Annotated in this window: 23 protein-coding genes; 15 read left to right on the top strand and 8 right to left on the bottom strand. The window is 42.7% G+C overall.

What is annotated here, in order from left to right; genetic code table 11:
* On the bottom strand, nucleotides 1-1,247 hold a 1,247-nt coding region (locus GMD1S_RS03990), incomplete at its 3' end, for a glycoside hydrolase N-terminal domain-containing protein (RefSeq protein WP_000716129.1).
* Between the two features lie 331 nt (nucleotides 1,248-1,578).
* Here GMD1S_RS03990 and GMD1S_RS03995 point away from each other — a divergent pair.
* The 10 genes from GMD1S_RS03995 to yidD all read left to right on the top strand — a co-directional run bounded on the left by GMD1S_RS03995 (nucleotide 1,579) and on the right by yidD (nucleotide 7,745).
* Nucleotides 1,579-1,824, top strand: a complete 246-nt coding sequence (locus GMD1S_RS03995; RefSeq protein ID WP_000364984.1) for a YneF family protein — start codon at nucleotides 1,579-1,581, stop codon at nucleotides 1,822-1,824.
* Nucleotides 1,825-2,029: 205 nt separating this feature from the next.
* Nucleotides 2,030-2,824 (top strand): glutamate racemase, encoded by a 795-nt coding sequence (gene racE, locus GMD1S_RS04000; RefSeq protein WP_000370381.1) that lies wholly within the window; start codon nucleotides 2,030-2,032, stop codon nucleotides 2,822-2,824.
* On the top strand, nucleotides 2,821-3,792 hold the full coding sequence (locus tag GMD1S_RS04005; protein ID WP_000182425.1) for a nucleoside-triphosphate diphosphatase: 972 nt from the start codon (nucleotides 2,821-2,823) through the stop codon (nucleotides 3,790-3,792). Before racE ends, GMD1S_RS04005 begins: the two co-directional genes overlap by 4 nt.
* A complete protein-coding gene (locus GMD1S_RS04010; RefSeq protein WP_001118940.1) occupies nucleotides 3,768-4,289 on the top strand; it encodes a metallophosphoesterase in 522 nt (173 codons plus the stop codon). The genes GMD1S_RS04005 and GMD1S_RS04010 overlap by 25 nt, the downstream gene beginning before the upstream one ends.
* Nucleotides 4,286-4,747 carry a cyclic-di-AMP-binding protein CbpB gene (gene cbpB, locus GMD1S_RS04015; protein ID WP_000560697.1) on the top strand — a complete coding sequence of 154 codons (462 nt, stop codon included), beginning with the start codon at nucleotides 4,286-4,288 and terminating at the stop codon, nucleotides 4,745-4,747. The genes GMD1S_RS04010 and cbpB overlap by 4 nt, the downstream gene beginning before the upstream one ends.
* Nucleotides 4,744-5,478: a site-specific tyrosine recombinase XerD gene (gene xerD / locus GMD1S_RS04020; RefSeq protein ID WP_337460030.1), complete on the top strand. Its 735-nt coding sequence runs from the start codon at nucleotides 4,744-4,746 to the stop codon at nucleotides 5,476-5,478. The genes cbpB and xerD overlap by 4 nt, the downstream gene beginning before the upstream one ends.
* Entirely contained in the window at nucleotides 5,478-6,206 is a 729-nt protein-coding gene (locus GMD1S_RS04025; RefSeq protein ID WP_000351903.1) for a segregation/condensation protein A, read from the top strand. Before xerD ends, GMD1S_RS04025 begins: the two co-directional genes overlap by 1 nt.
* A gap of 18 nt (nucleotides 6,207-6,224) precedes the next feature.
* Nucleotides 6,225-6,794 (top strand): SMC-Scp complex subunit ScpB, encoded by a 570-nt coding sequence (scpB, locus tag GMD1S_RS04030; RefSeq protein WP_000105288.1) that lies wholly within the window; start codon nucleotides 6,225-6,227, stop codon nucleotides 6,792-6,794.
* On the top strand, nucleotides 6,781-7,503 hold the full coding sequence (locus tag GMD1S_RS04035; protein WP_001222230.1) for a pseudouridine synthase: 723 nt from the start codon (nucleotides 6,781-6,783) through the stop codon (nucleotides 7,501-7,503). Before scpB ends, GMD1S_RS04035 begins: the two co-directional genes overlap by 14 nt.
* Entirely contained in the window at nucleotides 7,503-7,745 is a 243-nt protein-coding gene (yidD, locus tag GMD1S_RS04040; protein WP_000821627.1) for a membrane protein insertion efficiency factor YidD, read from the top strand. Before GMD1S_RS04035 ends, yidD begins: the two co-directional genes overlap by 1 nt.
* A gap of 31 nt (nucleotides 7,746-7,776) precedes the next feature.
* Here the strand turns inward: yidD and GMD1S_RS04045 are convergent, their stop codons facing one another.
* From GMD1S_RS04045 to GMD1S_RS04060, 4 genes are all read right to left on the bottom strand, one after another.
* Nucleotides 7,777-8,748, bottom strand: coding sequence for a siderophore ABC transporter substrate-binding protein (locus GMD1S_RS04045; protein ID WP_000858272.1), 972 nt, complete (start codon nucleotides 8,746-8,748; stop codon nucleotides 7,777-7,779).
* Nucleotides 8,749-8,846: 98 nt separating this feature from the next.
* Complete coding sequence (locus GMD1S_RS04050) at nucleotides 8,847-9,599, bottom strand: iron ABC transporter ATP-binding protein (RefSeq protein WP_000764285.1); 753 nt, start codon at nucleotides 9,597-9,599, stop codon at nucleotides 8,847-8,849.
* Nucleotides 9,596-10,552, bottom strand: coding sequence for an iron chelate uptake ABC transporter family permease subunit (locus GMD1S_RS04055; protein WP_001159839.1), 957 nt, complete (start codon nucleotides 10,550-10,552; stop codon nucleotides 9,596-9,598). The genes GMD1S_RS04050 and GMD1S_RS04055 overlap by 4 nt, the downstream gene beginning before the upstream one ends.
* The gene (locus GMD1S_RS04060; RefSeq protein ID WP_000777218.1) at nucleotides 10,542-11,501 is read right to left on the bottom strand and encodes an ABC transporter permease; all 960 of its coding nucleotides are present in this window, start codon (nucleotides 11,499-11,501) and stop codon (nucleotides 10,542-10,544) included. The genes GMD1S_RS04055 and GMD1S_RS04060 overlap by 11 nt, the downstream gene beginning before the upstream one ends.
* A 233-nt stretch (nucleotides 11,502-11,734) precedes the next feature.
* Between GMD1S_RS04060 and pepA the strand changes: the two genes are divergently transcribed.
* Nucleotides 11,735-12,799, top strand: a complete 1,065-nt coding sequence (pepA, locus tag GMD1S_RS04065) for a glutamyl aminopeptidase (protein ID WP_000209181.1) — start codon at nucleotides 11,735-11,737, stop codon at nucleotides 12,797-12,799.
* A 20-nt stretch (nucleotides 12,800-12,819) separates the two neighbouring features.
* Nucleotides 12,820-13,116, top strand: a complete 297-nt coding sequence (locus tag GMD1S_RS04070) for a bacteriocin immunity protein (protein ID WP_000840146.1) — start codon at nucleotides 12,820-12,822, stop codon at nucleotides 13,114-13,116.
* A gap of 96 nt (nucleotides 13,117-13,212) precedes the next feature.
* On the opposite strand, the gene GMD1S_RS04075 is transcribed toward GMD1S_RS04070, so the two are convergent.
* On the bottom strand, nucleotides 13,213-14,844 hold the full coding sequence (locus GMD1S_RS04075; protein WP_000026660.1) for a Na/Pi cotransporter family protein: 1,632 nt from the start codon (nucleotides 14,842-14,844) through the stop codon (nucleotides 13,213-13,215).
* Nucleotides 14,845-15,176: 332 nt separating this feature from the next.
* Here GMD1S_RS04075 and GMD1S_RS04080 point away from each other — a divergent pair, with 332 nt between their 5' ends.
* On the top strand, nucleotides 15,177-19,829 hold the full coding sequence (locus GMD1S_RS04080; protein WP_000792776.1) for an endo-beta-N-acetylglucosaminidase: 4,653 nt from the start codon (nucleotides 15,177-15,179) through the stop codon (nucleotides 19,827-19,829).
* A gap of 118 nt (nucleotides 19,830-19,947) precedes the next feature.
* On the opposite strand, the gene GMD1S_RS04085 is transcribed toward GMD1S_RS04080, so the two are convergent.
* Entirely contained in the window at nucleotides 19,948-20,316 is a 369-nt protein-coding gene (locus tag GMD1S_RS04085) for a hypothetical protein (protein WP_002879744.1), read from the bottom strand.
* 84 nt (nucleotides 20,317-20,400) lie between these two features.
* Nucleotides 20,401-21,327, bottom strand: coding sequence for a helix-turn-helix transcriptional regulator (locus GMD1S_RS04090; protein WP_000764443.1), 927 nt, complete (start codon nucleotides 21,325-21,327; stop codon nucleotides 20,401-20,403).
* 353 nt (nucleotides 21,328-21,680) lie between these two features.
* On the opposite strand from GMD1S_RS04090, the gene pgk reads away from it, so the two are divergent.
* Complete coding sequence (gene pgk / locus GMD1S_RS04095; protein WP_001096776.1) at nucleotides 21,681-22,880, top strand: phosphoglycerate kinase; 1,200 nt, start codon at nucleotides 21,681-21,683, stop codon at nucleotides 22,878-22,880.
* A gap of 164 nt (nucleotides 22,881-23,044) precedes the next feature.
* The coding region (locus GMD1S_RS04100) for an antigen I/II family LPXTG-anchored adhesin (protein ID WP_008278338.1) at nucleotides 23,045-25,686 on the top strand (2,642 nt) is incomplete at its 3' end.

Genomic DNA, 25,686 nt, shown 5'->3' on the forward strand with positions numbered 1-25,686 from the left:
TCGTAGTCTTTGGCCTTAGCTGCTTCGACAATCCCTTTAACTGTTTTTTCGAGGTCAATGTCTTTTCGATAGTTGGTTTTTGGATTCTGAGCAAAGTTAGTCTTGGCACTGAGATAGAGGGTCGCATAACTTGCGCCTGTAACGGTTAGAGTTTCGTCCTGAACAGTCACCTTTCCGTCCGTTTTAATTCCTAGATAGGATGCAAATTGAAGGCCGTTATCTTTGACAGTCCCCTTTAGAAGGATCCCATGTTCATCTGTAGTGACATGTCCGTTCTTATAGTTGGAATATTCCCAAGAGTAGTCACCATTAGCAAGCAAGTCCTCTGTCAAGCTGTTCCAAAGGGTAAAGTCAAGCGTCTTGTTTCCTTTTTTGGTCAAGTGGGTCACAGTGACATCATCAGGATAGCTGGAGAAGGTTTCGCGTTTGAAGGTCGTCCCATCTTGGGTGTAAGAAGTGGTCGTAGTAGCTTCTGTGATATCTAAACCACGGTGATAATCTGTTACTGTATCCAACCCCTTTTTCTGGTTATTGAAGACCATAAAAATATCACCAAAGGCTAGGTAACGACCATATTGGGCGTTGTTTGGTCCGACTAGATTTTGTTCAGCCAGTTGTTTGGCTTTTTGGCGGTCTCCATCTTCTAGAGCTTTACGAATCTCCGCCAAGACCTTGTAGCGATCCTTGTAGTTCCCTCCATTATAGTCGCTACTGTCGGGTTGGGGACCTCCTGACCAGAGAGTCTTTTCGTTGTACTGGATTCTCTCTTCCCCAATGAGACCGAAAACCTTGGCTCCCATATCTCCATTTCCGACAGGAAGGGCTTGTTTTTCCCATCCATCATAGGAGGGAGCTGTTGGCTGATCGTAGTTGAGTTGATAGTTTTCTTGCTTTGTCACTGGCTGCTCTGCTTTTTCAGGTTCCTTATTTTCTTTAGCTTCTACAATGGCATCAGAACTAGTTTGGCTATTTGTCGTCTGAGTTTCGTTAGCTGGTTTGCTTTCGGAAACTACTGGACTTTCTGCTAGAGACGGATTTGTAGTTTCAGTAGTTTCAGCTGCTTTAGGCTCACTATCAGGCTTAGTGATAGCTTCGACAGAGGTTGGTTCAGTTTGCTTAACCTCAACACTGTCTGCAGCTACAGTGTGGTTGACTAGAAAAACAGCTCCCAGCAAAACAGAAGCAGTCCCAACCGTTAGTTTACGGATGCTATAGCGACAGGATTTCTCCCAAAAGTGTTTTTTCATAAAACCCTCCTTTGTTTGTTAGAAACCGCTTACATTTCATGAAGCAGTTTCGTTTATTTTGTTTCTATTTATCTCCTTACCTCCCATTCTAATGGTCGTTTAGCATTTGTCAAGAGCTTTTTAGCAAGATACATATTTGCTGTTGTTTTTCCTTAAAAAAGTAGAAGAAAGAGAGGAAAGGGTGAAATTATTCGTAATTTCATAGTTCAATCTGATTGTAAGACTAGCTTAGAATTGGCTTACCCCCCTCTTGAAAGCGTAAAACAAACTAGTCAGGAAAGTCACTTTATGGTATAATATAGAAGACTCAAAAAGAAACAGGAGAAAAAGAATGGATTTACTTTTAGCAATTGTCTTGATTGTGCTAGCTTTTCTAGGGGGAGCTCTTGGAGGGATTTACTTGGCTCGTAAGCAAATCGAAAAAAAATATGCTGACAACCCACGTTTGAACGCTGACGCAGTTCGTGCTCTCTTGAGTGCAAATGGTCAAAAACCAAGCGAAGCCAAGGTACAACAAGTTTACCACCAAATCATCCGCCAACAAAAAGCAGCCCTTGCTAAGAACAAAAAGAAATAAATAGGAAAAGTCTGGGATGAAAGTTCCAGACTTCTCACTATGTTCAATAGTTCTCAAGGATAAGACTTTTTCCTTGCATTCTATTGATATTTGATTATGATTAAGAGAGAGGCAGTTGCCATTCTATCAAGCTGTCTATCCGTTCATTTAGGACGAGTAATTATGATGAACTATCAATCAGAAAAAAGACTAGAAAGAAGACTGTATGGATAATCGACCAATTGGTTTTTTGGATTCGGGTGTCGGGGGCTTAACCGTTGTTCGTGAGCTCATGCGCCAGCTTCCCCATGAAGAAATCGTCTATATTGGAGATTCGGCACGGGCGCCCTATGGTCCCCGTCCTGCTGAGCAAATTCGTGAATATACTTGGCAGTTGGTCAACTTTCTCTTGACCAAGGATGTCAAAATGATTGTCATAGCTTGTAACACTGCGACTGCGGTCGTTTGGGAAGAAATCAAGGCCCAACTAGACATTCCTGTCCTAGGTGTGATTTTGCCAGGAGCTTCGGCAGCTATCAAGTCCAGTCAAGGTGGGAAAATCGGGGTCATTGGAACACCCATGACGGTCCAATCAGACATCTACCGTCAGAAAATCCATGATCTGGATCCGGATTTACAGGTGGAGAGTTTGGCCTGTCCCAAGCTTGCTCCCTTGGTGGAGTCTGGTGCCCTGTCAACCAGTGTTACTAAGAAAGTGGTCTATGAAACTCTGCGTCCCTTGGTCGGCAAGGTGGATAGCCTGATTTTGGGTTGTACCCATTACCCACTCCTTCGCCCTATCATCCAAAATGTCATGGGACCAAAGGTTCAGCTCATCGATAGTGGGGCAGAGTGTGTACGGGATATCTCGGTTTTGCTTAACTATTTTGAAATCAACCGTAGCCGAGATGCGGGACCTCTTCAACATCGTTTTTACACAACAGCCAATAGCCAAAGTTTTGCCCAGATTGGAGCAGAATGGCTGGAAAAAGAGATTCATGTGGAGCATGTAACTTTATGACAAATAAAATTTATGAATACAAGGATGACCAGGACTGGTATGTCGGTGTATGGGATGTCTATGGAGACATCTATAGCCTTATCAAAGATCCTCTCGAGCTTGATTTTATGGATTTAGCGCGGATTTTTCGTGACGAGGAAAACGGCTTTCCGATTACGATAACGGTGATGCGCTGGTCTTCTAACTTTCGTCTGCTCTCCTTTATCGTTGAGATTTTAAATGCAGAAGCAGGCCGTAATCTAGAAGTCATCCAACGTCAGGGAGCTCTGCTCTTGGTTGAAGATGGAAAGCTTTTGCATGTTGAATTGCCTAAAGAAGGAGTCGATGTAGAAGCCTTCTTTGAAACTAGCAAGGTTAGAGAAACTCTGCTCATTGCGACTCGTAACGAGGGCAAGACCAAGGAATTCCGAGCTATCTTTGACAAGTTAGGCTACGATGTGGAAAATCTCAATGACTATCCAGATCTGCCTGAAGTAGCTGAAACAGGTATGACCTTTGAAGAAAATGCTCGACTTAAAGCAGAAACTATTTCCCAATTAACAGGAAAGATGGTTTTGGCAGATGACTCAGGTCTCAAAGTCGATGTCCTTGGCGGTTTGCCAGGAGTCTGGTCAGCGCGATTCGCTGGTGTAGGAGCAACTGATCGTGAAAACAATGCCAAACTCTTGCACGAATTGGCCATGGTCTTTGAATTCAAGGACCGCTCAGCTCAATTCCATACAACCCTAGTCGTAGCTAGTCCAAACAAGGAAAGCTTGGTTGTCGAAGCTGACTGGCCAGGTTATATCAACTTTGAACCCAAGGGGGAAAATGGCTTTGGCTATGACCCGCTTTTCCTTGTGGGAGAGACAGGTAAGTCAGCAGCTGAATTAACCCTTGAAGAAAAAAATAGCCAATCTCACCGCGCCTTAGCCGTTAAGAAACTTTTGGAGGTATTTCCATCATGGCAAAGCAAACCATCATTGTAATGAGTGACTCCCACGGAGATAGCTTGATTGTGGAAGAAATCCGTGACCGCTATCTGGGTAAAGTTGATGCCATTTTTCACGATGGTGACTCAGAACTCCGTCCAGACTCTCCGCTTTGGGAGGGCATCCATGTCGTCAAAGGAAATATGGACTTTTATGCTGGCTACCCAGAACGTTTGGTGACTCAACTTGGTCCCACCAAGATCATACAGACGCATGGACACTTGTTTGACATCAATTTCAATTTTCAAAAGTTGGACTACTGGGCTCAGGAAGAAGATGCCGATATCTGTCTCTATGGTCACTTGCATGTGCCAAATGCTTGGATGGAAGGAAAGACTCTTTTTCTAAATCCAGGCTCCATCAGCCAACCACGAGGAACTATTAGAGAATGCCTCTATGCCCGTGTGGAGATTGATGACAGCTATTTCAAAGTAGACTTTTTGACACGTGATCATGAGGTTTATCCGGGCTTGTCCAAGGAGTTTACTCGATGATTGCCAAGGAATTTGAAGCATTTTTATTGGAGCAGGAAGAGACTTTTCTTACCCCTGCTGAGAATCTAGCAGCCTTGATTGATACCCATAATGCTGATCATGCAATTTTGGTGCTGAGCCAAATTACCTATACCCGTATCCCTGTTGTGACCTTTGACAAACGCTTTGTCGGAACCATTGGTCTGAGAGACATTTTGGCTTATCAAATGGAGCAAGGTTTGACGGATGAGCAGATGGCAACGACAGACATCGTCAATATGACCAAGACGGATGTGGCAGTTGTCGCTCCAGACTATAACATCACAGAGGTCCTCCATAAACTGGTAGATGAACCTTTCTTACCAGTCGTAGATGGTGAAGGGATTTTTCAAGGAATCATCACGCGCAAGTCTATCCTCAAGGCTGTCAATGCTCTCTTACATGACTTTAGTAAGGAATATGAGATTCGATGCAAATGAGAGATAGGATTTCAGCCTTTTTAGAGGAAAAACAGGGCTTGTCTGCCAATTCCAAGCAGTCCTATAAGTATGATCTAGAGCAATTTTTAGACATTGTGGGTGAGCGGATCTCTGAAACTAGTCTCAAGATTTACCAAGGCCAGCTAGCCAATCTAAAAATCAGCGCCCAGAAGCGAAAACTTTCGGCCTGTAACCAATTTCTCTACTTTCTCTATCGAAAAGAAGAAGTGGACAGTTTTTATCGTTTGGAATTAGCCAAACAAGCTGAAAAGAAGACTGAAAAACCAGAGATTCTAGACCTAGACTCTTTTTGGCAGGAAAGTAATTATACAGAAGGACGCTTGCTGGCGCTTCTTATCTTGGAGCTAGGGCTCTTGCCTAGTGAGATTTTAGCCCTTAAGGTTGCAGATATCAATCTGGATTTTCAGGTGTTGCGAATCAGCAAGGCTTCCCAACAGAGAATTGTCACCATACCCACGATCTTGACTCCAGAGCTAGAACCCTTGATGGGGCAGACCTATCTCTTTGAAAGGGCAGGGAAAGCCTATTCTCGCCAATGGGCCTTTCGTCAGCTGGAGTCCTTTGTCAAGGAGAAAGGTTTCCCCACCTTATCAGCCCAAGCCTTGCGGGAACAGTTTATTCTAAGACAAATAGAAAACAAGGTTGATTTGTACGAAATTGCAAAAAAATTAGGATTAAAAACAGTCCTGACCTTAGAAAAATATAGATAATGGATATTAAATTAAAAGATTTTGAAGGGCCACTGGACCTGCTCTTGCACTTGGTTTCTAAGTACCAGATGGATATCTACGATGTGCCTATTACAGAAGTCATCGAACAGTACCTAGCCTATGTCTCAACCCTGCAGGCCATGCGTCTGGAAGTGACTGGTGAGTACATGGTCATGGCCAGTCAGCTCATGCTGATCAAGAGCCGCAAGCTCTTGCCAAAGGTAGCAGAAGTGACAGACTTAGAGGGTGACCTGGAGCAAGACCTTCTCTCCCAAATCGAAGAATACCGCAAGTTTAAACTCTTGGGTGAGCACTTGGAGGCTAAGCACCAAGATCGGGCTCAGTACTATTCCAAAGCGCCGACAGAGTTGATCTACGAAGATGCGGAGCTTGTGCATGATAGGACGACCATTGACCTCTTTTTGGCATTTTCAAATATCCTAGCCAAGAAAAAAGAGGAGTTCGCACAGAATCACACGACCATCTTGCGGGATGAGTATAAGATTGAGGACATGATGATCATCGTAAAAGAGTCCTTGTCAGGACGAGATCAGTTGCGTTTGCAGGATTTGTTCAAGGAAGCCCAGAATGTTCAAGAGGTTATTACCCTCTTTTTGGCAACCCTAGAGTTAATCAAAACCCAGGAACTGATCCTCGTGCAAGAGGAGAGTTTCGGAGATATCTATCTCATGGAAAAGAAGGAAGAAAGTCAAGAGGCACAAAGCTAGACTTGATAGAGAGGAAAGATGAGTACTTTAGCAGAAATAGAAGCGCTCTTGTTTGTAGCAGGTGAAGATGGGATTCGAGTCCGTCAGTTGGCTGAACTCCTATCGCTTCCCCCGACAGGCATCCAGCAGAGTTTAGAAAAATTAGCCCAAAAGTATGAAAAAGACCAAGAGTCTAGCTTGTCCCTGATTGAGACAGGGGGCGCTTACAGATTGGTGACCAAGCCTCAATTTGCAGCGATTTTGAAGGAATACTCCAAGGCGCCCATCAACCAGAGTTTATCTCGGGCGGCCCTTGAGACCTTGTCCATCATTGCCTACAAGCAACCGATTACCCGAATTGAGATTGATGCTATCCGTGGGGTTAACTCGAGTGGGGCCTTGGCGAAGTTGCAGGCCTTTGACTTGATACGAGAAGATGGGAAAAAAGAAGTTTTGGGTCGCCCTAATCTCTATGTGACTACGGATTATTTTCTAGATTACATGGGGATTAACCATTTAGAAGAATTACCAGTGATTGATGAGCTTGAGATTCAAGCCCAAGAAAGCCAATTATTTGGTGAAAGGATAGAAGAAGATGAGAATCAATAAGTATATTGCCCACGCAGGTGTGGCCAGTAGGAGAAAAGCAGAAGAGTTGATCAAGCAAGGTTTGGTGACAGTTAACGGTCAAGTGGTGCGTGAACTCGCAACGACCATCAAGTCTGGTGACAAGGTCGAAGTGGAAGGCCAGCCCATCTACAACGAAGAAAAGGTCTACTATTTGCTTAACAAACCACGCGGAGTGATTTCCAGTGTGACAGACGACAAGGGCCGCAAGACTGTTGTAGACCTCTTGCCCAATGTAAAAGAACGGATTTACCCAGTTGGACGTTTGGACTGGGATACATCAGGTGTCTTGATTTTGACCAATGATGGTGATTTTACGGATGAGATGATTCACCCCCGTAATGAGATTGATAAGGTCTATGTCGCGCGTGTTAAAGGTGTGGCCAACAAAGAAAATCTCCGTCCCTTGACCCGTGGACTTGAGATTGATGGCAAGAAAACTAAGCCAGCTGTATATGAAATTCTCAAAGTGGATCCAGTCAAAAATCGCTCAGTAGTGCAGTTGACTATCCATGAAGGACGCAACCATCAGGTTAAAAAGATGTTTGAAGCCGTCGGTCTTCAAGTGGATAAGTTGTCGCGGACACGTTTTGGACACCTAGACTTGACAGGTCTTCGTCCGGGAGAATCCCGTCGCCTTAATAAAAAAGAAATCAGCCAACTACACACTATGGCTGTAACCAAGAAATAATGAAACGCATCTTAATAGCGCCAGTACGCTTTTACCAACGTTTTATCTCCCCAGCCTTTCCCCCCTCTTGTCGCTTTGAGCCGACTTGTTCCAACTACATGATTCAGGCTATTGAAAAACATGGCTTCAAGGGTGTTCTGATGGGCTTGGCTCGGATTTTACGTTGCCACCCCTGGTCGAAAACAGGTAAGGACCCCGTCCCAGATCACTTTTCCCTCAGACGAAATCAAGAAAAAAAATAACCCAACATCACCTGATGTTGGGTTTTCTTGTTTATTTCAAAGCTTTTTGAGCGTCTTCAATCATGAGTTTAGTTGATTCAAGTCCGCCTCCGCTTAGATACCAGAGGTCTGGTGTTAGTTGGATGATTTTACCATTTTTAGCAGCAGGAGTTTCAGCGATGAGGGCATTTTCTAGGACGCCATCGTTGCTTGAGTTGTCCCCACCAATGGCAAGGGTACGGTTGATGACAAAGAGGATGTCAGGATTGATTTCTTTGACACTTTCAAAGCTGACTTCTTGTCCGTGGCGAGAGTCTTCAAATTTGGTGTCAGTTGGCTTGAATTTTAAGGTTTGATACAAGAAAGAGAAACGAGATTGGGCACCAAAGGCAGCCATTTTTCCTTCATTGAGGAGGATAGCAAGGGCTTTTTTGTCAGAACTTTCGTTTTTAGTAGCGACTTCTTGGATGCTCTTATCTAGGTTAGCCAATTCTTGCTTGGCTTTCTGAGTGCCTGTTTCACCAAAGGCGCTTGCAAGGGATTCGATGTTGGTCTTGGTAGAAGTCCAGTAGTCGTCCTTACTTGCTTGGAAGAGAACGGTTGGAGCAATTTCTTTGAACTTGTCTACGAATTTTTGGGTACGTGGAGAAGCGATAATCAAATCCGGCTCAAGAGCAGCAATGGCTTCTAGGTCTGGCTCAACCATGGAACCCACATTGTTGACATTTCCTGTAAGATCTTTTAGGTAAGTCGGAACAGTTTTTGTAGGCATTCCGACGATATTCTTTTCAAAACCTAAAGCGCGAATAGTATCCGCAGCACCGAGGTCAAAGGTCACAATCTTTTCAGGAACCTTTGAAAGTTTGACCTCATCTAGTGAACTTTTAATGGTTATCTCTGTTGGAGCAGAGCTACTTGTCTCTGTCTGGCTATTGCTTGAATTTGTATTTGTACTACATGCACCAAGTAAGAGCAAGAAGCTAGCCGCTAGGGCAGTGAGATAAAGTTTAAGGGATGTTTTCATGATTTCTCCTTTTTAAAATATAGTAACGATGTAGGGGGTCTCTTAAATAGGTTTGTTAGCTAAGAGACAGAGGGTTCTCTAACATGAGTTCAGAATAGCTAGCTATAGATACAGATCTTTTTGCCATTGATATCAGCCAGTGTGATGGGAATCTCATAAAGTTGACTGAGCAGGTCAGCCTGCATGATTTGAGCAGTCGTTCCCTTGCAAAAGACTTGACCGTCCTTAAAGGCAACAATTTCATCCGCATATTGGCTAGCCATGTTGATATCGTGGAGGACGATGATAATGGTTTTGCCAAGTTCCTCCACCAGTCGCCGAAGGATCTGCATCATGCTGACACTTTGCTTGATATCGAGATTGTTAAGCGGTTCGTCCAGCAAGATAAAGTCTGTATCCTGGGCTAGTACCATAGCGATAAAGACACGTTGGAGTTGTCCGCCAGACAGACTATCGATGTAGCGGTCTTTTAAGTTGGTCAGTTCCAGATAGTCAAGGGTTTCTCGAATTTTTTCCCAGTCTTCCGCCCTCAGTCGACCACGACTGTAGGGAAAACGTCCAAAGCTGACCAGTTCTTCTACAGTCAATTTGGCTTGGTAATTAATCTTCTGCTTTAGGATGGTGAGTTCTTTGGCCAGTTCTTGGGAATTCCAGCTTTCGATTTCCCGGCCTTTAATACTGAGAATCCCCTGATCTTTCTTGGTCAGTCTGCTCATGATGGAGAGAAGAGTTGATTTCCCGGCGCCGTTTGGACCAATGAAGGCTGTCAGTTTCTGAGGACTGACTTCAAGGGAAATGTCTTGCAAAATATCCTGTTTTTGAATGGATTTGTCAATGTTTTCCAGTTTCACTGACGTGCCCTCCTGTAAAGTAAGATAAAGAATAAGAGACCACCCACACTCTCGATGATCATGCTGATGCGAATTTCCAGCGCAAAGACTCGTTCGATGAGGGCTTGCCCCAAGGTCAAACTAATAAATCCAATCAGAATGGCTACGATAAAGAGCAACTTGTGCCGATAATCTTTGACAATCAGGTAAGTGAGATTGGCTAGCATAAAGCCGAAGAAGGCCATAGGTCCTACCAAGGCAGTCGCTGTTGAGGTCAAAAGCACGATGCCCCAGAGGAGTTCTCTCTGTTCTTTTTCAACATCGAGTCCCAGTATCTGAGCCGTTTCTCTTTGCAGGTGCAAGACATCCAGAACGACTGCTTTTCGAAAGAAAAAGATTGTCAAGGCAAGGATGATCAGAGAACCGATGGCTAGGATGGAAGTGTTGAGATGCTGAAAGGAGGCAAAGAGAGTGTTCTGCAGTTTATCGTATTCATTTGGATCCATCAGGACTTGGAGGAAGGTACTGATATTTCGAAAGAGACTTCCCAGGGCTAGGCAGATTAGCAGAATGAAAACCAGATCTTGCTTCATCAGCGTCTTCAAGTAGCCTTGTAAGGCGAGAAAGAAGAGGGATTGAAGCAGAAGCAAGATTAGAAATTCTAAGACAGGCGACTTTCCAAGCTGTAGAAATTTGCTTTCAAATATCAGTAGCAGGGTCTGTAGCAAGACATAGAAGGATTCGATTCCCAAAATACTTGGCGTCAGAAAGCGATTTTCCGTCAGGGTTTGAAAACTAATGGTCGAAATCCCTGTCGCGACGGCTACCAAGAGATAAACGATGATTTTTTGGGAACGTAGCTTCCAGGCAAAGGAAGATAGATGGGTGATGGGCCAAAAGTAGAGAAGACAAGCTCCAATGGCCAGAATAATGAGAAGGCAGAAGAGCTTGGTATGTTTGCTTTTAAACTGCATCTTTTTGTCCCCCTCTCCAGAGAAGTAGGATAAAGACGAGGCTACCGATGATTCCTAGTAGGAGACTGACAGACAGCTCATAGGGCCGAATCAAGACTCGAGAGAGGATGTCGCAGGCCAGAACCATATTGGCTCCGACCAGAGCGACCATGAGTTTAGTTTGGCTCAGATTATCTCCATAGCGCTTGCGGACAAGATTGGGAACGATGACTCCGAGAAAAGGCAAGGCACCCACGGTAATCATGGTGACACTTGTCGTTAGCGCCACCAGAAAAAGGGCCAGTTTTTCAAGTAGAGAGTAAGAAATCCCCAAACTTTCACTGGTTTCCTTGCCCAGATTCATGATGGTGAAGGTTTGGGAGAATTTCCAAACGGCTATCAGGATAATGAGGCCTAAGAAGAGCCACTCATACTGATGGGTCTGAATCATGGAGAAGGAGCCCTGGGTCCAAGCAGTCATACTCTGAACCAGATTGAAACGATAGGCGATAACTTCTGTGACAGAACCGATAATCCCACTATAGATGATCCCGATCAAGGGCAACATCCACCTTTCCTTTACAGAAAAAATAGTCATAAAGGCCAGGAAAAAGAGGGTAAATAAAATGGATGAGCCAAAAGCAAAGAGCATCTTTTGGGTCAGACTCGCAGACGGAAAGACAAAGAGGCTTAACACCATTCCCAGTTTAGCGGCTTCTGTGGTTCCGACTGTACTTGGAGCAGCGAATTGATTTTGAGTAATGGTCTGCATGAGGAGTCCTGCCATGCTCATACTGGAGGCTGCAAGGAGAATACTGATGGTTCTTGGAAGACGCGACTCTTGAAAGAGAAGCCAGGTCTGTTGGTCAAAAGCAAAGAATTTTTCCCAAGAAAAATCACTGGTTCCAATGGTAATGGAGAGAAAGACCAGGAGTAGAAGTAAGCCTGTTAAAATATGAGAGAGTTTCATGCCCCGTCCTTTCATGTAGATTTGGTATAAAAATACCCTTGGAGATAATGTAACACGATTTTTTTAATCTGTCAATAAATTTTCTGACAATTTAATGTAAAAAGAAAGAAAAATTTCTGAAATTACATCTGCCCCTCTCTTTTATTGGAAAACTGAGTAAAAACCAATCCACCTTCCCACTATCCTTCTCCTATAAAAAGTGGTAAAATGGAGGACAGAAAGAAGGAACTGATATGACAACATTATTTTCAAAAATCAAAGAAGTAACAGAGCTTGCTGCAATCTCAGGTCATGAAGCGCCTGTCCGGACTTATCTTCGTGAAAAGTTGACACCACACGTGGATGAAGTGGTGACAGATGGCTTAGGTGGTATTTTCGGTATCAAGCATTCAGAAGCTGCGGATGCACCACGCGTCTTAGTCGCTTCTCACATGGACGAAGTTGGTTTTATGGTCAGCGAGATTAAGCCAGATGGAACCTTCCGTGTGGTTGAAATCGGTGGCTGGAACCCTATGGTGGTCAGCAGTCAACGCTTTAAACTCTTTACTCGTGACGGTCGTGAAATTCCCGTGATCTCAGGTTCTGTTCCTCCACATTTGACACGTGGAACAGGTGGGCCAACCATGCCAGCTATTTCAGATATCATTTTTGATGGTGGTTTTGCGGACAAGGCTGAGGCAGAAAGCTTTGGTATCCGTCCAGGTGACACCATTGTCCCTGATAGCTCTGCTATCTTGACAGCCAATGAAAAAAATATCATCTCAAAAGCTTGGGACAACCGCTACGGTGTTCTCATGGTAAGCGAGCTAGCAGAAGCCTTGTCAGGTCAAAAACTCGGAAATGAACTCTACCTTGGCTCGAACGTCCAAGAAGAAGTTGGTCTTCGTGGCGCTCATACTTCTACAACTAAGTTTGATCCAGAAGTTTTCCTAGCTGTTGACTGTTCACCTGCTGGTGATGTTTATGGTGGTCAAGGCAAAATTGGGGACGGAACTTTGATTCGCTTCTACGATCCAGGTCACTTGCTCCTCCCAGGTATGAAGGATTTCCTTTTGACAACGGCTGAAGAAGCAGGTATCAAGTACCAATACTACTGTGGAAAAGGTGGAACAGACGCTGGAGCAGCTCATCTGAAAAATGGTGGTGTCCCATCAACAACCATCGGTGTCTGCGCTCGTTATATCCACTCTCACCAAACTCTCTACGCGATGGATGACTTCCTAGAAGCTCAAGCTTTCTTGCAAGCCTTGGTGAAAAAATTGGATCGTTCAACGGTTGATTTGATTAAACATTATTAAGCATAAGGGAGGTGGTCGGGATGGCAGAACCAAACCTAGAAAGCCTTATAAGAGATCTCTACAACCATGCTCGTCAGGGCTTGAGTGAAGATTTAGTTGCTGCTCTCCTAGAGACTGCTAAAAAACTACCCACTACAAATGAGCAATTACTAGCAGTCCGACTTTCAGGACTGGTCACCCGTGAATTGCTCATCAATCCCAAACACCCAGCACCTGAGTTGATCAACTTGGCGCGCTTTATCAAAAGAGAAGAAGCCAAGTATAGGGGCACTGCAGTTTCTGCTATCATGTTTGGAGAACTCTTTAAAATGCTTTGATTCCATTGTGAATCAAAGTATTTTTTATATGTTTCAAAAGAAATTCTTAATTAGGAGACGAAAAAAGCCATCCCATTCAGGATAGCTTTTAGGTTATTAGATTTGTTCAGCAATGACCTTTTCGGCTAGGTTCATAGCATGGTCAGACACACGAGTGTAGTGGGAAATGATGTCGATAAAGTTGACTCCAGCTTGTGTAGAACACTCACCCTTGTTAAGGCGTTTGATGTGGGTCTTTCTGAGAACGCGTTCCATATTGTTGATTTCTTTATGACGTTCAATCAGACTCTGAGCTTTTTCAATATCATTGTTTTCCACACTATCAAGGGCATCCTTGATAAATGCAGTTGTTGCTTGATAAATCTCAGCTAATTCCTCTAAAGCAGCATCAGAAAATTGAACATTCTTACGTTGAAGGTAGTCTGTTAGGTTGAGCAAGCCTTCTGCGTGGTCCCCAATTCGTTCCAAATCACGAGATGAATCCAGAATGTTGGTCAAGACTTCGCTTTCCTTTTGGCTCAAGGATTCGCTTGAGAGTCGAATGAGGTAACGAGTGAGTTTTTCATCGATGGTGTTGATAGCTTCCTCTGTCTTGTGCCCTTTTTCAGCTACCTTTGCATCCAAACCGATGATATAGGTATAAGAAAGGTCAAAAGCTTTGGCTGCATAGTTCCCCAAGTGCAAGAGTTCTTTTTTGGCATTTCCTAGGGCAATAGAAGGAGATTGCTGGATAAGTTGTTCGTCGAGATAAAGAGGCTCGTACTTGACAACCTCGTCTTCACCAGGGATGAGCTTGGTTACAAAGTAGGCCAAGGCTCCGATGAATGGAAATTGTACAATGGTGTTACTTACGTTAAAGGCACCGTGCGAGAAGGCGATGGTCATCTCAGGTGAGAGGTGAAGGAGTGCCTGGAAGTACTCGATCATAGCAGTAAAGGGGCCTAATAAGATTAAGCAAAGAATAGTCCCTAAAACGTTAAAGGTAACGTGGGTTGCCGCAACGCGCTTTGCAGAGACATTGGCTCCAGCTGCCGCAATGATAACTGTTAGGGTTGTCCCGATATTATCTCCGAAAAGAACTGGTAGTGAACCTTTAAGGTCAAGGAACCCACCTGCATAGAGACCTTGCAAAATCCCGATAGTTGCAGAAGATGCCTGGATGAGGACGGTAATCACTGCACCAGCTACCACTCCTAAAATAGGATTTTGTCCCAAGGTTACCATATATTCCTTGAATTGTGGTAAATCTTTAAGTGGACTCATCCCGGCACTGATGAGGTTGAGAGCGTAGAAGATTCCCCCTACACCAAACAGGATGCGCCCGATATTGTTTGCTGTTCTGTTTTTTGTGAAGAAGAGGAACATGGTTCCAAGGAAAATCAAGGGTAAAGCATACTCGCCTAGTTTGAAACCGATGATAAAGGAAGTAACAGTGGTTCCGATGTTGGCTCCCATGATAATTCCGATAGCCTGTCTAAGAGTGAGAAGACTAGCGCTGACCAGTCCGACCGTGATAACTGTAACCCCCGTACTTGACTGAATCAGGGCAGTCACGACGATTCCGACTAGAACGCCTAAAAAGGGATTGCTAGTGTACTTGTCAATGTAAAAACGAAGGCGATCTCCAGCAGCTTGTTGCAAACCGTCTCCCATGGTCTTGATACTGTATAAAAATAGTCCTAGACCTCCTAAAAAGTGAAATAAAATTTCCTGCCAATTAATGGACATTTCTTTTTCCTCCGAAAAATAATAACGGAATTTCTCCTATTCTATTTTAAAGGATAAAAGTAAATCTCACAAGTGTTTAGCTGAAATTTTCATAAGAAACAAGAACTTTCTTTTAAAATGAGAGATAGATTCCCTTTAAGATAGATGATTTATAGGATTGTGTCCAAATTTTACTGATTATTATCCTAGTTATAGTTTTTATGTTAAATAGATTGACATCGCTTTCATATAGGATAAAATGAAGATGATTCTGTTCTGGTAGTGTGCACTGAGAACAGTTACTTTTTATCAAAAAGTAAAGCGCTTACTTTATATTTTATTAGGAGGATAAGATGAAAAATCTATTTTTTGAAAAACGTTGCCGTTACAGTATTCGTAAGCTGTCAATCGGGGCTTGTTCCTTGATGATTGGTTCAGCTCTATTTGTGAGTCCAGCTCTTGCCGAACAAGTCGCAGTCCCTGAAACAGCTGCAAATACGAGCGCTAAAGCGACAAGTACTAGTGAGACAACTAATCCAGATACTGCAGCTCTCGAAAAACAATTAGAGGAAACTGAAAACAAAGTAGCTGAGCAACCAATTTCAGAAAACACTCCAGCAATAACGGATCTGGTTAATGAAAAAGAAGAAGCGAAGCCAGCTCTGACAGATAAAACTGAAAAACCTGCTCAACCAACTGAAAAAGAAGAAGTCAAACCAGCGGAAGCTCCTCAAGTGACTGAGAAGAAAGCCGACAAACCGACTCTAGCAGACGTTCCTAAAAATGAAGAAAAGAGTCTCCGACCAAAAGAAATCAAATTTGATACTTGGGAGGATTTGTTGAAATGGGAACCGGGTGCGCGTGAGGATGATCCCATTAACCGTTCATCAGTTGAACTCGCCAAGCGCCATAGAGGCCAGTTGGTTAATGAAAAAGCAAGCAGAAGAGCCAAGGTTCAAGCTCTAGCAAATACCAACTCAAAAGCTAAAGACCACGCTTCTGTCGGTGGTGAGGAATTCAAGGCCTACGCTTTTGATTACTGGCAATACTTGGATTCAATGGTCTTCTGGGAAGGTCTAGTTCCAACTCCAGATGTCATTGATGCTGGGCACCGCAACGGAGTTCCCGTTTATGGAACACTCTTTTTCAACTGGTCAAATAGCATTGCCGACCAAGAGAAATTTGCAGCTGCCTTGAAACAAGATGCAGATGGCACCTTCCCTATCGCACGGAAACTTGTCGATCTTGCTAAGTACTATGGATTTGATGGATATTTCATTAATCAGGAAACAACGGGGGAATTGGTAGCACCTCTTGGTGAAAAAATGCGCCAATTCATGCTCTATACAAAAGAATATGCAGCTAAGGTCAACCACCCAATCAAGTATGCTTGGTACGATGCCATGACCTACAAATATGGTCGTTACCACGAAGATGGTCTAGGTGATTACAACTACCAGTTCATGCAAAAAGAAGGAGACAAAGTCCCTGCAGATCAATTTTTTGCCAATTTCAACTGGAACAAGGAAAAGAATGACCACTCCGTAGAGATGGCAAAATGGCTAGAACGTAGCCAGTATGATGTCTTTGCAGGCTTGGAATTGCAACAAGGTGGCTCTTATAAGACCAAAGTCAAATGGGATGCCCTCTTAGATGAAAAAGGCAAGTTGCGTTTGTCACTTGGACTTTTTGCACCAGATACGATTACCAGTCTAGGAAAAACAGGCGAAGACTACCACAAGAACGAAGATATCTTCTTCACAGGCTACCAAGGAGATCCAACGGCTCAAAAACCAGCTGACAAAGAGTGGTATGGGATTGCCAATTTAGTTGCTGACCGCACACCAGCAGTTGGCCGAACCTTCACGACCTCTTTTAATACAGGCCATGGTAGAAAGTGGTTTGTAGACGGTAAAGTTTCTAAGGATTCTGAGTGGAACTACCGTTCGGTTTCAGGTGTCTTGCCAACATGGCGCTGGTGGCAGACTTCAACGGGGGAAAAACTTCGTGCAGAATATGACTTTACAGATGCCTATAATGGAGGTAACTCCCTTAAATTCTCAGGTGATGTAGCTGGTAAGACGGACCAGGATGTGAATTTGTATTCTACCAAACTAGAAGTAACTGAAAACACCAAACTTCGGGTTGCCCACAAGGGAGGAAAAGGCTCTAAAGTTTATATGGCCTTCTCTACGACTCCAGACTACAAATTTGAGGATGCAGCTGCATGGAAAGAACTGACTCTCTCTGATGACTGGAAGAATGAAGAATTTGACCTTAGCTCACTAGCTGGAAAAACCATCTATGCAGTCAAACTCTTCTTCGAGCATGAAGGTTCTGTAAAAGATTACCAGTTCAACCTAGGACAATTAACTATCTCGGACAATCACCAAGCGCCACAAGCACCTACAGGTCTCTCAGTAGTGAAACAATCTCTTAAGAATGCTCAAGAAGCTGAAGCAGTTGTTCAATTTACGGGTAACCAAGATGCAGATTTCTATGAAGTCTATGAAAAAGACGGTGACAACTGGCGTTTGTTGACGGGTTCATCTGCTTCAACCATCTACTTGCCAAAAGTTAGCCGTTCTGCTAATGCGACTGGTACGACTCAGGAATTGAAAGTCGTTGCAGTTGGTAAAAATGGACTCCGTTCTGAGGCTGCAACTGCGTCATTCAACTGGGGCATGACTGTTCAGGATACAACTCTCCCAAGACCTTTGGCTGAAAATATTGTTCCAGGGGCAACGGTTATTGGTAGCACTTTCCCGAATACTGAAGGCGGGGAAGGCATCGAAGGCATGTTGAATGGTACGATTACAAGTCTGTCAGACAAGTGGTCTTCAGCTCAGTTGAGCGGTAGTGTGGATATTCGTTTGACCAAGTCACGTACCGTTGTTAGATGGGTCATGGATCATGCGGGAGCTGGTGGTGAGTCTGTCAACGATGGTTTGATGAACACCAAGGACTTTGATCTTTACTACAAGGATACAGATGGTGAGTGGAAACTAGCTAAGGAAGTCCGTGGCAACAAAGCACACGTGACAGATATCACTCTTGACAAACCAATCACTGCCCAAGACTGGCGCCTAAAAGTTATCACTTCAGATAATGGGACACCTTGGAAGGCCATTCGTATCTACAACTGGAAGATGTACGAAACCTTGGACACAGAAAGTCAAAATATTCCAATGGCTAAGGTAGCTGCCCGTTCACTTGGAAACCACCAAGTTCAACTTGGTTTCTCTGATGTTCCAGCGGGTGCAACTATCACCGTTTACGACAAGGCAGATTCACAAACACCAATTGCAACCTTGAAGTCTGAAACTGGTGGCGACCTGGCAACAGCACCATTGGGCTTTGACAAGCAACCAACTCTCCTCTACTATCGTACCCAACTACCTGGCAAAGAAATCAGTAACACCTTGGCTGTAGCGATTCCGCAGGATGAGAGAAAAATTGCTGCAGTTAGCCTTGAAAAAGGACCTAAGAAGATAGTTTACAAAGAGGGAGAAAAACTTGACCTCAGAGGCGGAACCCTCCGTGTTCAGTACGAAGGGGGACAAGCCGATGAGCTGATTAACCTTACTCACTCAGGTGTGACTGTTTCTGGATACGACGCTCATCAAAAAGGGGAACAAAAGCTCACAGTCAGCTACCTTGGACTTTCGGTTACTGGTGACTTAAAAGTACAAGTGACTGGTCAAGATGAAGGGAAGCCGAAAGAAGTAGCAGGCTTGTACATTACTCAGAAACCGAAAACAGACTATCTAGTAGGAGATCAACTGGATCTTGCAGAAGGTCGCTTCGGCGTTCTCTATGATGATGAGACAGAAGAAAGCCATGCCTTTACAGATCAAGGTGTTGAAATTACAGGCTACGATGCTCAAAAGACTGGACGACAAACCTTGACCTTGCATTACAAGGGACACACAGCTGAGTTCGATGTCTTGGTTTCTCCAAAAGCAGCTGTCAACGACGAGTACCTCAAACAAGAAATTACTGCTGCCCAAGGCCGTCAGTCAACCCTTGCCTACACCTTCTCAAGCGAGGACAAACAAGCAGCACTAGTAGAGAAGCTCAATGTAGCGAAAGCTGTAGCAGAAAACCATGATGCCAGTCAAGAAGAAGTCAATAAAGCCTTGAATGAATTGAAACAAGCTGGAGCGGACTTGGATGGAAATCAACGTTATCAGACAGCTAGAGAAGAATTGGAAGGTTTGCTCGAATCTGTCCGTGAAAAAGATCCTAAAGCTGAGTTGATTGAACAAGCAGAAACTTTATTAGCTTCAGAGATGCCAACTCCACAAGCTTTTTCAGAAATGAAAGAAAAGCTGAATAAGAAACTAGCTCCTGCAGAAGAAAGCCATCATGTTGGTAGCATGGATCCAAATGAAGTGGCCCCGACGGTTGAGGCCCTCCCTGAACTAGTTATTGAAACTGAAACAACAGCCTATGAACGTCAGGAGCGACCAAACTCCGAATTTCTCAAAGGACAACGCCGTGTTGTGCAAGCTGGAGTTGAAGGTCAAGTTCGCCACTTTGTAGCAGTAGATACCCAAGGTAGACGCACTCTTCGTTCGACTGAGGTAGTCAAGGAAGCAATCCCAGAAATCACCGAAGTTGGAACAAAAGTTCTATCAAGCAACCAACCAGCTGAAGGTGTGAAAGATTTAGTTCTAGAAACTCCGAAACTGGAAGTTGAAGAGGGAACAGTTTCCTTCGAACGTCAAGAACGACCAAATGCAGCCCTTCTCAAAGGCCAACGTCAGCTAGTACAAGTAGGAGTTGAAGGCCATGTTCGTCGCTTTGTAGAAGTTGATGCTCAGGGCAAACGCACCCTTCATTCTACTGAGGTTCTCAAGGAAGCTCTTCCAGAAATTGTTGAAGTAGGAACGAAAGAGCTGCCAAATACGGGAGCGACAAGAGATGCTAGTCTAGTAGCGCTGGGACTTCTCGGAGTAATGAGTGGCTACGGCTTGCTCTCTAAAAAGAGGAGAGAAGACTAATCAGATTTACGAATCTTGGATTTTCTCATAAAAATAAAAAAACAAGGTTTGACTGTAGATTAGTTAGACCTTGTTTTTAGTTTTGAAATTGAAGAGTAAATTTGAAGCTAGATTTTTGTTATTCAATTCCTTGGATAAATTTTTGGAAACGATAGGTGTCGAAATAAATATTGGATGCAACTAATTTATCAAATTCATCGAATTTCAGAAATTCTGCGACATCCAGTTCAAGTTCTTTTCCTTGAGGAGAATGTAGACGGTAGCGATTTAAAGCTGAGACTGCTCGACCATCAACAAGTAATTGCTTCACTTCAAGATGCTGGCTTAAAGCATAGAATTGGCCTGCGCCTTGCAAATAAACATCACGTCCTTGTCGAATTTCTATACTATCGCACATGCCATAATCAAAGTTTTCAGCTACGAAATCTTCCCAGCCTCCCTCATTTACTGCCGTAAAATAGCTTTCTGCAAGTGTTTTTGTATCCATTTGGAACCTCCTGTAAAATAATTGGGCTATGATGAATATCACGAAATATTTTGCCCACTTAAGAGTATACAAAAGGAAATATGACTACAGGTTGTCATATTGCTGAAGATTTTTTTTGAGAGTACTGACCAGTAGATTTTGTAAGTGACTTGGGGATACGACCTTTACTTGATAACCAAAACTTAATAGTAAATCAAAAAATGAAGGAGTTAAAGCTCTAAATGCCTGAACTTTTATTATTTCGTCCTCGACTCTGATTTCTTCTTCCGTGAAGTGATCGTAGATTTTTGGAAGTGCAAATCTTGTAAAAACTAGTTCGATTTCTTCTCTTTGCCCCTCCACTTTATTTTTGGGGGGATTTAAAAAAAGCTCTAACATTTCTTGAGATAAACGTGGATAATCGAATGATTTATCTTTTATCTCCACTGGTTCTAGTTCTCGAATTCGAGTTAATTTAAAAATACGAAAATCTAATTTTTCTAAGCAGTAACCGATAACATACCAAGCATTCAGTTTATAGATCAATCTGTATGGGATAATTGTTCGCTGACTTTTCTCTTGTTTTTTCGAATAGTAAGAAAAAGAAATCATCTGTTTAGATTGTATCGCTTCCTCAATGTCTAGTAAATAATTTGTATTAAGAGTCCAGGAACTGAGATCAAAGTAAAAAGGACTGTTTGCTCTTGTAATTTCTTGAGAAGACAGCTTGTGTTCGATACTGTCAAGACTTGAATGGCCAACGATTTTACTAACATTTTGGCTCATATTAATGATAAACTGTCTCTCCTCCTCAGTGAAAAAGTTTCTGTCTATCTTATAGTCGCTCGGTATATAGAAACCTCCCTTATCTCCACGTTCCGAATAGATTGGGATCCCCGCTAAACTGAGTGTATCCATGTCCCTATATACAGTTCGAGTAGATATTTCAAATCTCTCTGCAATCTCTTTAGCTGTTATTCTCTTCTTATTTAAAAGAGACAGTAAAATATAGATTAGTCTTTCTAATTTCATGGTAGCAATTCCCCTTCTTTTAATCTCAAATAGCACAAACTAAAGAAACTATTTTAGTTATATTGTATAATAAGAAACCTAGCAATTCAAAAAGAAGGACTGTAGAGTTTAGAATATTAAGGATTAAAATGTTAGAAAAAGAATGGTATAGAAGTAATTAGGTAGATCAATCAAGAAATTTACCTAAATTATTCCAACCGAATTATGTGAAAATTGCCATTTCCCGTACGGTAATCCTAGATTTTTAGGTTAGTAGATAGAAGAATGAACAAGAAAAGTTTAGGGTTTTTCTATCTCTTTTGCTGATTTTGTGATATAATTAACACGTATAAAAAAAGAAGGAGTCATATCTAATGGCAAAATTGACTGTTAAAGACGTTGACTTGAAAGGGAAAAAAGTTCTCGTTCGTGTTGACTTCAACGTACCTGTTAAAGATGGCGTGATTACCAATGACAACCGTATCACTGCAGCTCTTCCAACTATCAAGTACATCCTTGAACAAGGTGGACGTGCAATCCTCTTCTCTCACCTTGGACGTGTAAAAGAAGAAGCAGACAAAGAAGGTAAATCACTTGCTCCTGTAGCTGCTGACTTGGCTACTAAATTGGGACAAGAAGTTAAATTTATCCCAGGTGTTACACGTGGTGCTGAATTGGAAGCCGCTGTTAACGCTCTTGAAGATGGACAAGTTCTCTTGGTTGAAAACACTCGTTTCGAAGATGTTGACGGCAAGAAAGAATCTAAAAACGATCCTGAACTTGGTAAATACTGGGCATCACTTGGAGATGGTATCTTCGTAAACGATGCATTCGGTACAGCTCACCGTGCACACGCATCTAACGTTGGTATCTCAGCAAACGTTGAAAAAGCAGTTGCTGGTTTCCTTCTTGAAAACGAGATTGCCTACATCCAAGAAGCAGTTGAAGCTCCAGAACGTCCATTCGTGGCTATCCTTGGTGGTTCAAAAGTTTCAGACAAGATCGGTGTTATCGAAAACTTGCTTGAAAAAGCTGATAAAGTCCTTATCGGTGGTGGGATGACTTACACATTCTACAAAGCACAAGGTATCGAAATCGGTAACTCACTTGTTGAAGAAGACAAATTGGATGTCGCTAAAGCTCTTCTTGAAAAAGCAAACGGCAAATTGATCTTGCCAGTTGACTCAAAAGAAGCAAACGCATTTGCTGACTACACTGAAGTGAAAGATACTGAAGGTGAAGCAGTTGACCCAGGTTTCCTTGGTCTTGACATCGGTCCAAAATCTATCGCTAAATTTGACGAAGCTTTGACTGGTGCCAAAACAGTTGTTTGGAACGGACCAATGGGTGTATTTGAAAACCCAGACTTCCAAGCTGGTACAATCGGTGTAATGGACGCTATCGTGAAACAACCAGGCGTGAAATCAATCATCGGTGGTGGTGACTCAGCTGCTGCAGCCATCAACCTTGGCCGTGCAGACAAGTTCTCATGGATCTCTACTGGTGGTGGAGCATCAATGGAACTCCTTGAAGGTAAAGTATTGCCAGGACTTGCAGCTTTGACTGAAAAATAAATAGTTTAACTAAAGGAAGATGGTGTGACCATCTTCTTTTTAATTTAATTTATAAATAGGTGGAATTTTTCTATAAATAAAAAAAGAGTAAATATTTGCATCCTGCCTTGTAAAGTGCTAGTATAAAAAGTAACGACTAAATTTAGATAAGGAAAAGGATTATAATGAAAAATAAAAAAGAAGTCTATGGATTTCGTAAAAGCAAAGTTGCGAAAACGTTGTGTGGTGCTGTTTTAGGAACTGCTTTGATTGCTTTTGCAGACAAAGCAGTATTTGCTGATGAAGTTACAGAGACAACTAGTACAAGTACAGTTGAGGTAGCTACTACAGGGAACCCAGCCACAAATCTACCTGAAGCTCAGGGTGAAATGAGCCAAGTTGCCAAAGCAAGCCAAGCTAAGGCTGGTTCTAAAGACTCAGCTTTGCCAGTAGAAGTATCATCAGCTGATTTGGATAAAGCAGTTGCTGATGCAAAATCTGCAGGAGTTAAGGTAGTTCAAGATGAAACAAAAGACAAAGGAACAGCCACAACTGCTACAGAGAATGCTCAAAAACAAGATGAGATTAAAAGCGACTATGCTAAACAGGCTGAAGAAGTAAAGAAAACAACTGAAGCGTATAAAAAAGATGTTTCAGCTCATCAGGCTGAAACAGATAAAATCAATGCTGAAAACAAAGCAGCGGATGACAAGTATCAAAAAGATCTAAAAAGTCATCAAGAAGAAGTTGAAAAAATCAACACTGCCAATGCAACAGCTAAAGCAGAATATGAGGCTAAGCTAGCACAATATCAAAAAGATTTAGCAACTGTCAAAAAAGCAAATGAAGATAGTCAACAGGATTATCAAAATAAACTTTCAGCTTACCAGACAGAATTAGCTCGAGTACAAAAAGCTAATGCTGAAGCTAAAGAGGCTTATGATAAAGCAGTAAAAGAAAACACTGCGAAAAACGAAGCGCTTAAAGCTGAAAATGAAGCGATTAAGCAACGTAATGAAACTGCCAAAGCGAATTATGAAGCCGCGATGAAGCAGTATGAAGCAGATCTTGCAGCTATTAAGAAAGCTAAAGAGGATAATGATGCTGATTATCAAGCTAAATTAGCAGCTTATCAAACAGAATTGGCACGTGTTCAAAAGGCTAATTCTGATGCTAAAGCTGCTTATGAGAAGGCTGTTGAAGAAAACACAGCTAAAAACAATGCTATCCAAGCTGAAAATGAAGCGATTAAGCAACGAAATGAAACAGCCAAGGCAACTTATGAGGCTAAAATAGCACAATACGAAAAAGACTTGGCAGCAGTCAAACAAGCGAATGCAGCTAACGAAACAGACTATCAAACTAAGTTAGCGGCTTATCAGACAGAACTAGCTCGCGTTCAAAAGGCAAATGCTGATGCTAAAGCAGCTTATGAGAAGGCTGTTGAAGACAACAAGGTAAAAAATGCAGCGCTTCAAGCTGAAAATGAAGCGATTAAACAACGTAATGAAACTGCAAAAGCAACTTATGAAGCGGCGATGAAGCAGTATGAAGCTGATCTTGCCAAATATAAGAAAGAGTTGGCTGAGTATCCGGCTAAGTTGCAGGCTTATAAAGATGAGCAGGCTAAAATTAAGGCAGCTATGGCTTTAGCAGAATCAAAGAAGAATGAAGATGGAAACTTGAGTCGCCCAAGTGCTCAAAGTTTGATTTTCAAATCGGAGCCTAATGCTGAACTTTCATTGACTACAACTGGTGAATTTGTTAGCTATACTGGCATGGAAGCAGCTGTGAAGAATACTGCAGAATTTGCCAATAAACTCTTCCAGTTGGATAACTTTAAAGTAACAGACATTCAAAATGCTAACTACCAGACAAACAAACAGGAAAGCTTTGGTACAGTCGGTAAGTATTCTGAGTACAATTCAAATGTAACAAGTGGTAAGGGACCAACTGAATGGTCTTCAGTCCTGCTGAAACGAGGTCAGTCTGCAACAGCAACTTATACGAATCTTCAGGGGACTTACTATCAAGGGAAAAAAGTTTCTAAAATCGTCTATACTTATACTCTTGATCCTAGTTCCAAGTTCCGCAATGATAAGGCTTGGTTGGGAATTTTTAAAGACCCAACGATGGGGGTTTTCGCTTCGGCTTATACTGGTAATACAGAAGATGCTACCTCTCTCTTCGTTAAGACTGAGTTTCAATTCTATGATGAAGATGGTCAAATTATTAATTTTGACAAGGCCTTGATGTCTGTAGCGTCTCTTAACCGCGAAGCAAACTCAATCGAGATGGCTAAAGATTATACTGGGAATTTCATCAAAATTTCGGGTTCTTCAGTTGGTGAAAAGAACGGCCAAATTTATGCGACAGAATCTGAAAACTTCAAAAAAGGAGTTGGTGGTTCCCGCTTCACCATGTATAAGAATAGTCAACCAGATTCTGGTTGGGATAATGCAGATGCACCAAACTCTTGGTATGGTGCGGGAGCAGTGGAAATCTCAGGTCCTTCAAATAGTATGACTATCGGAACAATTTCGTCTTCAGAAGTGTTGGGACAGCCTGCAGCGAATGATCCACGTAGAGCAGAGAAATTATCTCCCAAAAAGCCAAATATTTGGTTTGCGATTAACGGAAATGTTCGAGCAACTAATTTGCCAACCATCACATTAGAAAAACCAACTCCGCCAGTAGAACCAACTGCACCACAAGCTCCTACTTATGAAGTAGAGAAACCACTGGAACCAGCTCCAGTAGTACCAAACTACGAAAATGAGCCAACTCCACCGGTAAAAACTCCAGATCAACCGGAGCCATCAAAACC

The sequence above is a fragment of the Streptococcus sp. GMD1S genome (genome assembly GCF_000296875.1).
Taxonomy (GTDB): Bacteria; Bacillota; Bacilli; order Lactobacillales; family Streptococcaceae; genus Streptococcus.